Here is a 14,214-nt window from a genome sequence, read left to right on the forward strand (position 1 = left end):
GGAGGAGAGTGAGTCATGGTTTTGCCCGAGACTATGGCGGTGAATGCTCTAGGGGAACTCGTTATTGGCGGGGAGACTGCAGGAGACCTCGCCCGCCGCTTCGGTACGCCCTTGCTGGTGTACGATGAGGAACTAATCCGAAAGCGTTGCAGGGAGTACATGACCGCTCTTGCCCGGTCCTATCCGAGGTTCTTCGTGGCCTTCGCGGGAAAGGCCTTCATGACCCAGGCCACAGCAGTGATCATGGCCCAGGAGGGTCTCGGCCTCGACCTGGTCTCCGGAGGAGAGATCTACACGGCGCTCAAGGCGGGTTTTTCGCCAGACAGGATCCAGTTCAACGGCAACAACAAGAGCGACCATGAGCTCTCCATGGCGGTCAAGGCCGGTATAGGGCGGGTTATCGCCGACGGCTTCCAGGAACTCTACGCCCTGGACGAGATAGCCAGGGCACACGGTGTCGTCCAGGACATACTCCTCCGCGTCACACCTGGCGTGGAGGCTCACACCCACGAATATACCCAGACAGGACAGGAGGATTCCAAGTTCGGGTTCTCCGTGGGAGACGGCAGCGCCCTGGAGGCCGTGGCCCAAGCCCTGTCCCTGCCGGGCCTCTCTCTCAGGGGGATACACTGCCATGTGGGTTCCCAGGTGCTGGACCTCTCGCCGTTTCGCCTAGCCGCTGCGATCATGATGGATTTCCGTGCCCGCATCTACCAGGAGACCGGTGCTCTGCTGGATGAGGTGAACCTGGGAGGAGGCCTCGGAATCCGCTACCAGGATTGCGATGCACCCCCCAGGATCCAGGACTATGTGGACGCGGTGAGCCAAGCCGTCCGGGAGGCCTGCCGCCGCCATTCACTGCCCCTACCCGTGCTCCAGCTGGAGCCCGGGCGTTCTGTTGTAGGCGAAGCAGGAGTCACCCTTTACACTGTTGGCACGATCAAGGAGATCCCCGGGCTTCGCACCTACGTGAGCGTTGACGGGGGGATGACGGATAACCCGAGACCCGCCCTGTACGGTGCGCGATACAGCGCCATCCTTGCCCAGCGGGCAAAGGAGGATCCCGCCAGGCAATACACCATAGCGGGGCGCTGCTGTGAGTCCGGTGATGTGCTGATCTGGGATATTGACTTGCCTGAGGTAACTAGGGGCGATATTCTCGCGGTTTTCTCTACAGGGGCCTACCACTACTCAATGGCATCCAACTACAATCGATGCCCCAAACCCACAGTGGTGCTGGTGAGCCAGGGTATGGCAGACCCCATCGTGGAGAGAGAGACCTACGAGGACCTGGTGGCAAAGGACCGGATCCCTGCGCGCCTGCGGAAAGGGGTAGAAGCCACGGGAAGGGCGTGTTCCTGACGACCCCTCGCTCACCCCAGGAAAAAAGGGCGGGTGGTACGGGCGTACCACCCAACGCATTATGTTAAGAGGGGGTCAAGAACCTAGGTCATCATTCCAGAAAAAAGTATACCGGGCCAATGTTACAGCCCGGTTACGCCTTCATTAAGGATGTGTAACAATTCTCGACCTACTTCGGATAGTAGCTCATGGGGTTGACGGTGGCGCCTTTCAGCTGGATCTCAAAGTGAACATGGGGGCCGGTGGATCGCCCCGTGGTGCCTATTCTGGCTATGGCCTGTCCCTTCTCCACCACTGTGCCCACATTCACCAGGTTGGCGGAATTGTGGCTGTACTGCGTGACCATGCCGTCGCCATGGGCGATCTTAATGGTCAGGCCATAGGCACCCAGGCTTCCCGAGAAGATCACCGTGCCCTTGTCTGCGGCCCTTATCGAGGTCCCGGCGGGAGCAGCGATGTCGATTCCGGAGTGCATGCCCCCCCGCCTGTAGCCGTACCATGATGTAACCTGCCCAGCATCCAGGGGCCACGCCAGGACCCCTGTGCCCATGCTGGGCACGGCTTTCGTTCCCTGCACAACCACTTGGGTCTTTGGTTCCAGCACAGTCTCGGTACTCAGGGTCTCCCGCCCGGTCTCCACACCGTTAACCCGGGCTATGCGCACGGTGACCTGCTTTTTCCCAGGCTCCCCGGGCACCCTTACCACCCTCTGCCAGGGCCACAGGCTGTCATCCGTCTCAGCCCGGGTGGGGAAGGGGATGCTCTGATCATATATCATGGTCTCGGTGCTGGTGACAGTGATGAAGGGCTCGGGCACCACCAGGCTGAGTTCCTGTCCCACCTGCAACAGGTCCGAGGCCATGCTAGGGTTGGCCGCCCGGAGCTCGTCTACTGACAGGCCATTGGAGGACGCTATTGTCCACAGGGATTCTCCACGCTTGACCTCGTATGTCTTGATGACGTCGGTGCCCCTGAGAAGAATACGCCGGGCCTCCTCCTCCGTCACCACCTGCTCGGGCTTGAAGGAAACCCGCTCGATGCTCACCTCTTCAACTATGTCCAGGGACTCCAGGGTGACCCGGTCCCCCTGTACAATGGCCTGGCGGAAGTCTTCCATGATGCCGTCCAGGACCGCCTGGGCGCTGCCTTCATCGGGCAAGACCACGGAGCGGCGTCCATCCACCATGATGGCATAGGCAACAGCCATGAACCTGGCGGTGCGAATCATGGCCTTTTGGAGGTCAGCATGGCTCATGATCTGGCCAGGGGGGCTGTACAGGTCCACCGGCTCGGTGCCGAACTCGTTGACCAGGACCATTTCCATGCCCTCAGCCCTGGCCTTCTGCAAGCACAGGCCCGTGGCAGCCTCCTGGACAACGTGCTCCTCCTCAACCCAGCCGACCTCCTGGCCGTCCCAGAGCACACGGTAGTATGTGCACCTAGCAGTAGCACGGAACCCTCCTGTCACAGCGAGGACCGCAACCACCAGTATAACTGCAATAGGCAGGGGGCGGCCGGTGATCTTCCTGAGCAACGGCTTACCTCCGCTTCTATTTCTAATCGACCGTAAGAAGCTGACAATGTACACTTCGATACCCATGTAGAGTTTTCCTCCCCAGGAAAAAACCAAAAAACCCAGGAAACTCCTGGAGACTATGCTGCCCCTTGTCCATGCCCGCTATTCCTTCAAAAAGCTCCTGCAAGTGCCATACGAGGAAAACCCTGCCCTCTCGTCCCCACCAGGTGTCACCTATTCATCCTATTCTGAAGACAGTTCTTGTGTGAAATTGCCTCAGGGGGACTCTAGGACCATGGCGATGCCCATGCCGCCCCCGATACACAGGGCGGCCAATCCATACCTGAGGCTTCTCCTCTTCATCTCATGGAGCAGGGTCACCAGGATGCGAGCCCCTGAGGCCCCGATGGGGTGTCCCAGCGCTATCGCGCCTCCGTTCACGTTCACCAGGGATGTGTCCATCTCAAGGCTGCGCAGGACCGCTATGCTCTGGGCCGCAAACGCCTCGTTGAGTTCAACCAGGTCGAGGGTTCCCTGGCTCAAGCCCGCCCTTGCCAGGGCCTTCCTGACGGCTTCCACGGGACCGATGCCCATAAGCGAGGGGTCAACTCCGGAGGAGGCATATCCCCGTACCACCGCCATGGGCTCCAGGCCCCTTCTCCGGGCGAAGGCATCAGACACCACAACGCACGCGGCGGCGCCGTCGTTGATGCCGGAGGCATTGCCCGCCGTCACCGTGCCCCCCGGCTTGAATGCCGGGCGTAGTGCCGCCAGGGCCTCGATGGTCACACCAAGCCTGGGGTGTTCATCCTTGTCAAAGAGGCTCACTTGCCCTCGTTTCCCGGAAACCTCCACGGGCACTATCTCATCCCGGAAGAGGCCATCATGAATGGCCTTCTGGGCCTTCTCCTGGCTTTCCAGGGCGAAGCGATCCTGCTCCTCCCGGGATATGGAGTACAGGGACGCCAGGTTCTCTGCGGTCGCTCCCATGTGGGCGTCGCCGAAGGCACACCAAAGACCATCCTTGATCATGCTGTCCACCAGGCTCCCGTGACCCATCCGGTAACCGTACCTTGCCTTCTCCAGCACATAGGGGGCGTTGCTCATGCTCTCCATTCCCCCCGCCACGACGGCAGCGGCATCGCCCAGGAGAACTGCCCCGGAGGCCATGGCCACGGTCTTCAGGCCGGAGCCACACATCTTGTTCACCGTTGTGGCCGGAACCTCCTGGGGAATACCCGCCTTCATAGCTGCCTGGCGGGCGGGTCCCTGTCCCAGGCCAGCCTGCAGCACACACCCCATGAGAACCTCATCTATCTCACGGGGCTTCACCCCAGCCCGGGCCACCGCCTCTTTGATGACTACAGCACCCAGTTCTTCCGTCTTGACCTGGGCGAGTGAACCCCCGAGAGACCCCACCGCTGTCCTCACCGCCGAGACTATCCAAGCCTCTGCCACGTGAAAGACCCCCTCTAGGTTCTACCTATGATATAGCGGTACGGGTCCACTCGTTCCCTGAGCACCCGCAGCTCCTCTAGGGTTGGAGGCTCGCTTGATCTCAGATCTTCTGACCACAAGGGGTCAAAGCCGGTGTGGTCCTGCACCGCCTGCCTGTTCACTCCTGGATGAAGGCTCTCCACAACCATCTCCCCGGTATCTCCGGAGAAACCCAGGACTGCCAGGTCTGTGATGACCTTGTACGGCCCTGTGCCCGGGGGCAGCCCCGCGGCCTCCCTGGCTCCCCTGCCGGTAAGGAAGCCGGGGGAGGTGACGAAGTCCAGTCTCTCCACGAACCTCCTGCGATCCTGGGGCGTAATGACCATTGTCCTCCAGCACAGGGAGGCAAGATCGTTGGCACCGCCGCTGCCAGGAAGTCTCACCTTGGGCCTGGGGTAGTCAGAACCGATCATTGTGGAATTGAGGTTCCCGTACCGGTCTATCTGAGCGCCCCCCAAAAAGCAATAGTCAACCATGCCCCTCTGGCACATCTCCATGATCTCTGGCATGCTGGAGGCGGCAAGCCCCCTGTGGAAAGTCCGGGAATCCCCCACGGATATTGGCATGGAAGGAAGCAGGGGTCCTATCCCCCCCGCCTCGAACATGATGATCAGGTCAGGGGCGTGGATAGCCTGCGCCAGCATGGCCGCGGCACAGGGAGCCCCCGTTCCCACCACGACAGTGGCTCCCTTCTCCAGGTACCGGGCGGCCAGGCATATCATCAGTTCCATCCGGTTGTACCTAGTCACACCCTTCCCCACCCCCCTCCATGTCTACCAGGAGTTCCTTGGCTCTCAGCCGGCGCATCCTCTCCATGCCCCCGCAGATCTCAAGGTACTCGTAAAAGTCCCTGACGTTGTGTATGTGCCTGTCAACGAAGGCCTGGAACGTGCTGCCATCCGCCTCGGCCTCCAGCCAGGCTGCGATGTGTTCCTCATCGGAAAAATACTCGTAGGGCATGTTCCCCGGGTAGGAGCCAAAGGGAACCTCCGCGACGGCGTCCACCAGGAAACCGGGAATGGCAGTGCGTGCAGGGTCTTGCCGGATCTCTTCGCTGGGGACAATCCGCTCGGCGGTGATTAGGAGGGTCTTGGCCGCCCGGGCGAGGTCCCAGTCGGACACCATGATCCCGTCAATCTGGCAGTTGCCGTAGACATCCGCGCGGTGCACGTGGATTGCCGCCACATCGGGGTACAGGGCGGGAAGCGCCGCCAGTCTCATCCCTGTAAAGGGGCACGTTACCTCCCTAGCCGCGGAGCGCCTTCCCGTATCCGTTCCCGCCAGGACACGGCTGGGAAGGAAGGGGACACCCATGGCTGCTGCTTTGTACCGCCATGCCAGGGCGCCGTTGGACCACTCCGCCACCTCGACCCGCCCACTCTCAAAGAGCCTGCGAGACGCCTTTGAGAGACCACGCGCCTCAAGGCCAAGCACATAGGCTACATCGCAACGGTTTATGCAGTCCCCCGCAGCCAGCACCTGGCAGTCATGGGTGGCCGTGTGGCCGCTAAGTCCTAGGTTCTTCTTGCGCTGGCGCACAATTTCGTGGAGCACCGCCGTGGGAATGCGGTTCGTCCCGAAACCCCCGACGGCTAGGTAGTCCCCATCGTTGATGAACCTTGACACGGCTTCCTTCACCGTCATTGTCTTGGGCGCCAGGCGTTTCACCTTTCGCCGGAAGAACTCCCTGGCTGCATCAACGTCCGGTTCCATCAACAGGGGCCCCTCGCCTAGTCCTTGGTTCATGTCCACGCCCTCCCCGGGGCGCCTTGCCCCTTGCCAGTGTGAGGACAGGGAGCAGCGACTTAGAGTCAAGACGGCCCCCAGCCTCTTTGGGAGCAAGCCGGTGCCCCCTGCTTCTTAGAGCCAGCCGTTTGGTAGGGGAGGATTCGTCCCTTCCTTGAATTTGTCCTCCCCCTGGCCCCGGTGAATGAAAAATCCCTCACTGGCCATGATATAGCAGCAGAAAACTCATACACCCTTCCCGACCTCACTCTTGGCCAGCCCGAAAGAGAAGACCCCCCAAGGATTACCTCCTCCAGCCTCGAACACCTCTTGCCCGCGTAGATGCGCGCTGGGCGCCAGCGCCCTCTTTACGGTTTCTGGCAGGGCGAAGTCCCTTGCGGGCCGGGTAGCGGTTCTCAAAACCGGCAGGATGCATAACATTACCAGGAAGAGAGTGCCAGAGGTAACGGAAAATGGCGGCCTTGAATAGTTATGGAACCATAGGGGAAACTCAGAACATGACCTTGAGGCTGGCGCAGGCATCGCCAGTTGAGGAGTTGATGTCATGGCGGAACAGCCGGAGACTGGGGGACCTGCACCCCGAGCGAATCTGCCACCTGTAACCAGGGTGGCTCTAGCCGTATGGGTAGCCCTTTGCCTGGTTGGGGGGGCTACCGTAGGATCAGTGACGGGCAGGTTCATCCAGGCGGGCCCTCACATGACTGGATCGGGAATTCAAGCACCACCCCTGGATCACTCTATAGCGCACCTCAGGATGGTGGAGCCCCGCCCAGGCGAGCCAGTAATGGGAACCCCGGGCACACCTGAGATAACCACATACACGGTGAAACAAGGGGATACCCTGTGGGAGATAGCGCGAATGCACGGCACTGACGTGGAGAGCCTCGCCGCCATCAATGACATAGCCGCCAGGGAATACCTGCAGCCCGGCCAGAGGGTTACGGTACTCAGCACCCCCGGGTTACTCTGCAAGGTAGGGCCCGGTGACACGCTGTGGGGCATCTCCTCCACGCACGGTATCCCAGTGAATGAGATCATGGAAGCCAACAGGCTTGAATCCAGCACACTGGCGGTGGGCCAGGTCCTGATCCTGCCCGGCGCCAAGCCTGCGGCTGTTGTCACGGCGCGAGCGGCATCCCTCTCGTCTCAGGCTGTCCCAGGCTTCGCCTGGCCGCTGAATGGCAGGATTACATCGCCCTTTGGGAGGCGATGGGGCCGCATGCACGAAGGGATAGACATCGCCGCTGCCCACGGCACGGAAGTGAAGGCGGCCAGGGCAGGGGTCGTGACCTTCGCGGGATGGTACGGAGGCGGGTACGGGAACACCGTCTTTCTGGACCACGGGAATGGGATCACCAGTGTGTACGCACACCTCTCCAGGGTATCCGTGAACCGGGATTCTAGCGTGCTCCAGGGGCAAGCGCTAGGAAGCGTGGGGAGCACGGGATTTGCTTTTGGACCACACCTGCACTTTGAGATCCGGGTCAACGGTGTCCCACAGGACCCCGCTTCAAGTCTGCCGTAACTGCCACCGGGGGAGGGCGCCTGCCCTCCCCCACCCTCATGCAACGCCGGCCTCGGCTTCTACACCGGCAATGGCATCTTCCAGGATGGACACCATCTCCAGAGCCTCTGCCCTGGTGGTTACCAGAGGGGGTGCCACGAGCAGGTGATCGCCCTGGTCTCCCCAATCTGCTCCTGGCCCATGGTAGACGATGAGACCCCTTCTGACAGAGATTCCGTGACCGCTGGCTCACCCGGGGAGCTCAGGCGCGGCGACGCTCACCTTCTGGGCATCGAAAGAAGTCCGGCGGATGGCTTTTGCTGGTGAGGACGAGACTGCCTTGCGGGAGGTGTTGAGCTCATTCCGTATCGTGACCGGTGTGGCTCTTGGGGCAAAGAATGCCTTCAGGGTAAGGGGGAGCGGTTAGGAGAAACTGCCTGGGTGGATGTGTTCCCGGTCGACGAAATGCGGGTGGGTCGGCTTTGGCAACCGCCCATCTGCCGGAGTTGGAACTTGAACACCACGCTCGAGGATTGCGGTACTGACATTACTGCCCAGAGCCAGGCTGTCCCTGCAGTGGCTGGCGAGTTCGAGGCAACCTGTGGCTTCTGGTTTATATATAAGGGGGAACTGCCTTTTGACGGAGGAAGCTCTTCTAGGGCCGCACGGTTTGTAGAACGTAGTTGGGTTTGCGACGAATAACCCAGGGTCTGTGAATCTCTGTCACCCCAAAAAGCCGGAAGCAACAAGCTAAGCGGCCACCCGTGGCCGCCGCGCGGTGGAGGAGTCAGGGGCATCTTGATGGATTGGCTTGCCGGGGCAGGCGCCTGGGGGCCAGTGTTGCTGGGTGCCAGTCGCCGGCTAGCCGTGGCACATGCCGGTGTGCGCACGGCTTGCATGGTCAATCGACCTCCAGGCGGGGGCACCTGGCAGGGTTACCGGGTGAGGACTGGGCGAGGCGGCGGCACTGCCACCTGGATTTATCGCCGGCATCCTGCCACTCGGATTCCTCGACGAACAGCAGCTCCCACAGCCTGCGGGTGGACTCGGGCAGGGTCCTGAGACCGCTATAGTCTTCCAGGAACACTTCGCCGATTCTCTGTTTCCCATACCGGCTGAACAGCCACATGATTTGCTCCCAGCTTCCTCGAGAGAGGACGGTCTTGATAACGAGGGCGGCGTGCTTTTGGTCATCTATGGTCGGGAAAACGTAGTTCTTGAACAAATCGGCAAACGAGCCGGGCAGATTCATGGTCAGGCTCCCTTCAAGGTGTTTTAGAGCGCACCGCGCTCGGCGGTCTTGTGTCGCTTTGATCTGGCGCGCCAGTCTTCCGCTCAAGATACCCCTTCACGTGTTGGCGCAGAAGCGCTTCTACGGTGTTAAGGGTGAGGCCTGGCTGGCTGACAAGCCGCAGCGCCGCATCAACATCGTCAAGGTCCTTAGTATAGCACAGTTGCTCAAGGAAGAGCTTGGTAGAGAATACGCGCTCTCCAGCGATGACGAACTTCACTGTGGCGTCATTGATTATGGTCTCCAGCGTTGCCATACCGGACTGGAGCAGGGAGTATAGGTCTACATAGTCACGGGCGGCAGCGCGCCGGCCCAGCGCATAGGCTTTCATCGCGGCTATTTCGCGAGAGTGAGCGAGGCTTATCCCCTGCAATCCTGGGACAACGACCCCTGCGTCTTCAAGCGGGTACAAAAGGGGAAACGGGTAGCCAATGAAAGATGTTTTCACACCCAAGATGCTCCATGTAACCTGTGTGGCTTCTCTCAGCTCCAGGCGGCCATTCGCTTCACCGAACAAACGCTCTATTTCACGGGTGATCACACCGGCTGCAATCTTCTCCGTTGGGTTTCGGGGAAAGAAGTCCAGATCGTCCGATTTCCTGTGGCGCAACTGGAGAGCGAGACCGGTTCCACCCGCAAGGTAGAAGGAATTCCCCAGTCGGGATTGGCCCAACGCGTGACACACTTCGATCATTGTATGGCTGAGCACAGTGCGTGGATCCATTTTCTTCCCTCCATCACCAGTATACCCATCCGCCTGGAGTGTCACAAGGTATGACAGTGATCGTGTGCAAGCATAGGCGAGGTGGTAATACCGGCGTGAGGCGCAGAAAACTAAGATGCCTCAATGATTAGAGCCAAGGAGTGGCCGGCGGTTTAGCCGGCAATAAACGCCTGCGGCGGGTTTGACCAAGTTCCAGGCGCACGGTCAGCAAAGAGTCGATTGCCAGGAAGACAGGCACATATGGCGGTGCAACCCGGGGAAGAGCGGATTCCGTGTCTTCCGGCGAGAGTAGGCCTTGGCAGAGGGAACCAAGTAGGGGTTCTCCTTGTCTTATCACAGAGGGGGTATTCGAATGATTAGAGCCCGATTCTGGGAAAGTATCATTATGCTGGCGCTTACACTACTTCTTCTCACAGGCTGCAGCGAAAGTATGGAATTTGAGGTAGAGGAGAAGCAAAAGGAGAAACCTTCTCTCGATAATGCAGTTACGTCATACCTGGACGATAACCTTTTGTCACCAGGGTTTGGCGGCAAGGTGTTGACGGCCCATAGAGTCTTGGGCTCTAACTCTGAAGAAGTATACGTATGGGTATACGCACAGGAGTTTTATGACGATTTTCGGGAAAAGGGTACGGGGCTATCAGGCCCTGTGGTCTTGACTATTTCTTCTCAAGACGAGGAAGAAATCAAGATTATCGACCATAGGTTGCCAAGGGATGGCAGCTACTACCCACAGGACATCAAAGCAATGTTCCCCAAGAAGGTTCAAGAAGCGATATTTAGTGTTCAGCAGGGACAACTCATCCAGGAATTGAGTAGCCAGGTAGAAGAAAGAGCAAGGGTAACCCGCATGTCTTTTGGTATCCAAGACCCGGAGAGCACAGGAGCAATACCATCAATTGATAACAAAGCATCTACCGCTGATGGAGAAGCATCGAAGCGAATAGATCTGCTTAAGAGGTAAGTCGAGTTACTCGAAGAATCTCTCGCAGCCAGTACTCCCAAGGAAGATGCAGAGACTTGGGCAAGGGGTAGGGAATGTGATCAAATAGCTAAAGTCCTTGTTAAGCGCTATGATGACTTCTGGTACATTACAACAATACTCTCCCAGCAGGGTTATGAGGGACAAGTCCAATAATCCCTGTTAGGGGTTTGGATGGCTTGGCGGCTGAGTGATCCTAGGGTGCCTCACGTAAGCTGGGACAATTGGACGGTAATCTTCTACAGTGGCCCGCACATAAATACGCCCATAGCAGGGGGACTGGCTCTCATTTAGGCCCTTGGCACTACACTAGACCTCCCTGGCGGCAAGGGGAAAATCTCCCCGGCTAACCGAGCCCCCTCCTCGGTAGATACTACCACGAGGACAGCAGGGCAAGGACCTCCCGGGGATTCCTTAGGAGATGTGAGGCCAGCCCCCTTACAGCGTAATGATGCCACGAACCCCGTCAAGAGCATTTGGGACCAATTCGCAGACCGTGATGTTAGCCTAACTTCACCCCCCCCCCTGCCCCCAAGCATAAGGCCCCTTATGGCGCTTGGGGGGGTGAAGTTAGGTTATGTCAACGGAGCTTCCGGATGGACATCGCCGCTGCCCACGGCACGGAAGTGAAGGCGGCCAGGGCAGGGGTCGTGACCTTCGCGGGATGGTACGGAGGCGGGTACGGTAACACCCTCGTCCTGGACCACGGGGATGGGATCACTCGTGTGTACGCACACCTCTCCAGGGTACCGGGATTCCAGCGTGCTCCAGGGGTGCGTGCCGGAAACGTGGGGAGCACGGGATTTGCCTTCGGACCACACCTGCACTTTGAGATCCGGGTCAACGGTGTCCCCCAGGACCCCGCTTCAAGCCTGCCATAACTGCCACCGGGGGAGGGCACCTGCCCTCCCCCACCCTCATGCTACGCCGGCTTCGGCTTCTACACCGGCAATGGCATCTTCCAGGATGGACACCATCTCCAGAGCCTCCGCTCTGGTGGTTACCAGAGGGGGTGCCACGAGCAGGTGATCGCCCTGGTCTCCCCCATCTGCTCCTGACCCTGGGTAGACGATGAGCCCCCTTCTGAAAGCAGCCTCCGTAACCCGCTGGCTCACCCGGAGCTCAGGCCGGTGAGGCTCCTTGCTCTTTCGATCCTTCACCAGTTCCAGCCCGAGCATGAGGCCGAGCCCTCGCACATCCCCCACCAGGGCATGCCTTCCCTGCAAGGCGCCGAGAAGGGACCTGAGGTAGGCTCCGGTCTCCCAGGCCCTCTCGGCCAAGCCCTCCTCCCGGATGATCCTCACCACCGCCGCCCCCACGGCCGTGCTCAGCGGGTTCCCCAGGTAGGTGTGGCCGTGATTGAAGGTACCCGATCCGCCAAGAAGGGTGTCATGAACCTCGTCCCTGACCATAAGGCCCGCCAGCGGGGTGTAACCACTGCCCAGCCCCTTGCCCATACACATCATGTCGGGAACCACGCTCCAGTGTTCCATGGCAAACATTCTCCCGGTCCTGCCGAAACCCGTCATAACCTCATCAGCCATGAACAACACCCCATGGCGGTCACAGATCTGCCTCACCCTTGGGTAGTACTCGGGAGGGGGTACCAGGGCACCGCCGGAGGCTCCCACCACCGGTTCCGCCACGAAGACCGCTACGCTCTCCGGGCCCTCCCGTTTGATGCAGTCATCCAGGGCATCAGCGCATCGCACCCCACACCCGGGGTACTCCTGCCCGAAGGGGCAACGGTAGCAATAGGGGGCTGGGATATGTGGAAACGGCGCCAGCAGGGGGCTGTACATCCGTCTCCTGGGTGACTGGCCGCCCACGGAGAGGGCGCCCAGTGTGTTTCCATGGTAGCTCACCCAGCGACCTATTGCCTTGTAACGGCTAAGATCGCCCCTTTCCACGTGATACTGGCGCGCCAGTTTCAGCCCGGCTTCCACCGCCTCGGATCCGCCGGAGAGGAAGTAGACCCGGTTCAGGTCTCCTGGCGAAACCTCCGCCAGGATACGGGCGAGGTCCTCCTGGGGCCCGCTGGTGAACTGGCTGGTATGGGCGAAGCAAAGCTTAACAGCCTGTTCCGCCATGACCTCCGCGATCTCTTTCCGGCCGTGCCCTATATTCACCACCAGGGCCCCGGATGCCCCATCCAGGTACCTTTGGCCTTCGGAATCCCAGATCTGGACCCCTTCGGCCCTAACCGCCAAGGGGTACTTCTTCCTGGGAGCCCTGTAGAACACGTGACCCTTGCCTTCCACTTCCAGGTCCCTCCCTACGATGGCCTGTACTCCCTCATGGTCTCCTCAATGATCGCAAGCCCGTAGTCCAGGTCTTCCCGGCTGATGTTCAGCGGGGTCATGAACCTGAGCACATGCTTGTGATCCCCCGCGGGGTGCACGATGAGCCTCTTCTCCAGGCAGCGCTGGGTTATGTAGGTCACAGCATCCCCATTGGGGGTCCCATCCGGGTGAACGAATTCCACACCTACCATCATCCCAAGCCCCCGGACATCCCCTATGAAGGGGTGTTCCTGCTTCATTTGTTCGAACCGGGACTTCATGTAAGCACCCATCTCCGCGGCCCTGCCCAGGAGGTTCTCCTCCTCGATCACCTTGAGGCTGGCCAGGGCAGCGGCACAGGAGACGGGGTTTCCCCCGAAGGTTGTGCCGTGGGCTCCGGGCTTCCACGCATCCATGATCCGCCGGGGCGCCGCCAGGGCGCTCAGGGGCAGCCCTGCCGCGATCCCCTTGGCCATGGTCATGATGTCCGGGACAACCTGGAAGTGCTCCGTGGCGAACATCCTTCCTGTCCTGCCGAATCCCGACTGCACCTCGTCCATGATCAGCAGGATCCCGTGGTCAGCCGTGAGTTTCCTGAGCTCCCGCACATAACGGGCCGGGGGAACCACGTACCCACCCTCCCCCATGACCGGTTCCATGATGACGCAGGCAACCCTGTCAGGAGCAACCTGGTATCGCATGAGGGTTCTCATCTCATTGAGGCACTCCAGGTCACAATTGGCCGGCGAGAGCCTGTAGGGGCAACGGTAGCAGTAGGGGTACGATACATGATATACCTCGGGTAACAGGGGTTCGTAGTAGGAATGATACTTCCAAGACGAGGCCGTCAGGCTGACAGCGCCGAAGGTCCTGCCATGGAAGCTTCCATAGAAACCGATGATACCAGGGCGCTTGGTGAAGTAGCGGGCCAGCTTGATGGCTCCCTCCACCGCCTCCGCACCGGAGTTGGAGAAGAAACACGTGTCTATCTCCCCCGGGGCCAGGCGTGCCAGCTCGCTGGCCAGTTCAGAGACACTCTCATAGTACGCAGTGCTGATGGATATGTGGATGAGCCTCTCCAGCTGTGCCTTGGCGGCCTCAACCACCCGCGGGTGGCAGTGACCCACGTTGCACACGGCTATCCCTGCTATGAAGTCCAGGTATCTCTCACCCTCACTGGTGTAGAGCCATGAGCCCTCACCCTTTTCCACCACCAGTTCCGTGTCTCTCACTATCACCCCGGAAATGTGTTTCCTGCCCTTTTCGATAACCTCTGATGTTAACACCGTAAACACCCCCACATGGTATGT

12 protein-coding genes are annotated in these 14,214 nt (G+C 60.0%); 4 read left to right on the plus strand and 8 right to left on the minus strand.

Translation table 11 applies throughout. The features are described 5' to 3' along the window. Positions 1-15 precede the first annotated feature (15 nt). Positions 16-1,362 carry a diaminopimelate decarboxylase gene (gene lysA / locus AB1576_02550; protein MEW6080672.1) on the plus strand — a complete coding sequence of 449 codons (1,347 nt, stop codon included), beginning with the start codon at positions 16-18 and terminating at the stop codon, positions 1,360-1,362. A 169-nt stretch (positions 1,363-1,531) separates the two neighbouring features. Here the strand turns inward: lysA and AB1576_02555 are convergent, their stop codons facing one another. From AB1576_02555 to AB1576_02570, 4 genes are all read right to left on the minus strand, one after another. Next, complete coding sequence (locus AB1576_02555) at positions 1,532-2,896, minus strand: M23 family metallopeptidase (GenBank protein ID MEW6080673.1); 1,365 nt, start codon at positions 2,894-2,896, stop codon at positions 1,532-1,534. Positions 2,897-3,154: 258 nt separating this feature from the next. Further along, positions 3,155-4,336 carry an acetyl-CoA C-acetyltransferase gene (locus AB1576_02560; GenBank protein MEW6080674.1) on the minus strand — a complete coding sequence of 394 codons (1,182 nt, stop codon included), beginning with the start codon at positions 4,334-4,336 and terminating at the stop codon, positions 3,155-3,157. A 14-nt stretch (positions 4,337-4,350) separates the two neighbouring features. Beyond that, a complete protein-coding gene (locus AB1576_02565; GenBank protein MEW6080675.1) occupies positions 4,351-5,124 on the minus strand; it encodes a CoA-transferase in 774 nt (257 codons plus the stop codon). Further along, the gene (locus AB1576_02570; protein ID MEW6080676.1) at positions 5,117-6,121 is read right to left on the minus strand and encodes a CoA-transferase; all 1,005 of its coding nucleotides are present in this window, start codon (positions 6,119-6,121) and stop codon (positions 5,117-5,119) included. The genes AB1576_02565 and AB1576_02570 overlap by 8 nt, the downstream gene beginning before the upstream one ends. Positions 6,122-6,785: 664 nt before the next feature. On the opposite strand from AB1576_02570, the gene AB1576_02575 reads away from it, so the two are divergent. After that, positions 6,786-7,646, plus strand: a complete 861-nt coding sequence (locus tag AB1576_02575) for a M23 family metallopeptidase (GenBank protein ID MEW6080677.1) — start codon at positions 6,786-6,788, stop codon at positions 7,644-7,646. 880 nt (positions 7,647-8,526) lie between these two features. On the opposite strand, the gene AB1576_02580 is transcribed toward AB1576_02575, so the two are convergent. After that, on the minus strand, positions 8,527-8,877 hold the full coding sequence (locus AB1576_02580) for a hypothetical protein (GenBank protein ID MEW6080678.1): 351 nt from the start codon (positions 8,875-8,877) through the stop codon (positions 8,527-8,529). A gap of 13 nt (positions 8,878-8,890) precedes the next feature. Continuing rightward, complete coding sequence (locus tag AB1576_02585) at positions 8,891-9,640, minus strand: nucleotidyl transferase AbiEii/AbiGii toxin family protein (protein ID MEW6080679.1); 750 nt, start codon at positions 9,638-9,640, stop codon at positions 8,891-8,893. Positions 9,641-9,992: 352 nt separating this feature from the next. Between AB1576_02585 and AB1576_02590 the strand changes: the two genes are divergently transcribed. After that, positions 9,993-10,604: a hypothetical protein gene (locus tag AB1576_02590; protein ID MEW6080680.1), complete on the plus strand. Its 612-nt coding sequence runs from the start codon at positions 9,993-9,995 to the stop codon at positions 10,602-10,604. Positions 10,605-11,218: 614 nt separating this feature from the next. Beyond that, positions 11,219-11,503 carry a M23 family metallopeptidase gene (locus tag AB1576_02595; GenBank protein MEW6080681.1) on the plus strand — a complete coding sequence of 95 codons (285 nt, stop codon included), beginning with the start codon at positions 11,219-11,221 and terminating at the stop codon, positions 11,501-11,503. A 36-nt stretch (positions 11,504-11,539) separates the two neighbouring features. Here the strand turns inward: AB1576_02595 and AB1576_02600 are convergent, their stop codons facing one another. Then, positions 11,540-12,883 (minus strand): aspartate aminotransferase family protein, encoded by a 1,344-nt coding sequence (locus AB1576_02600; GenBank protein ID MEW6080682.1) that lies wholly within the window; start codon positions 12,881-12,883, stop codon positions 11,540-11,542. A 14-nt stretch (positions 12,884-12,897) separates the two neighbouring features. Continuing rightward, positions 12,898-14,190, minus strand: a complete 1,293-nt coding sequence (locus tag AB1576_02605; GenBank protein MEW6080683.1) for an aspartate aminotransferase family protein — start codon at positions 14,188-14,190, stop codon at positions 12,898-12,900. Positions 14,191-14,214 lie beyond the last annotated feature (24 nt).

The organism is Bacillota bacterium (assembly GCA_040754315.1).
Classification (GTDB): Bacteria; Bacillota; Sulfobacillia; order DUSP01; family JBFMCS01; genus JBFMCS01.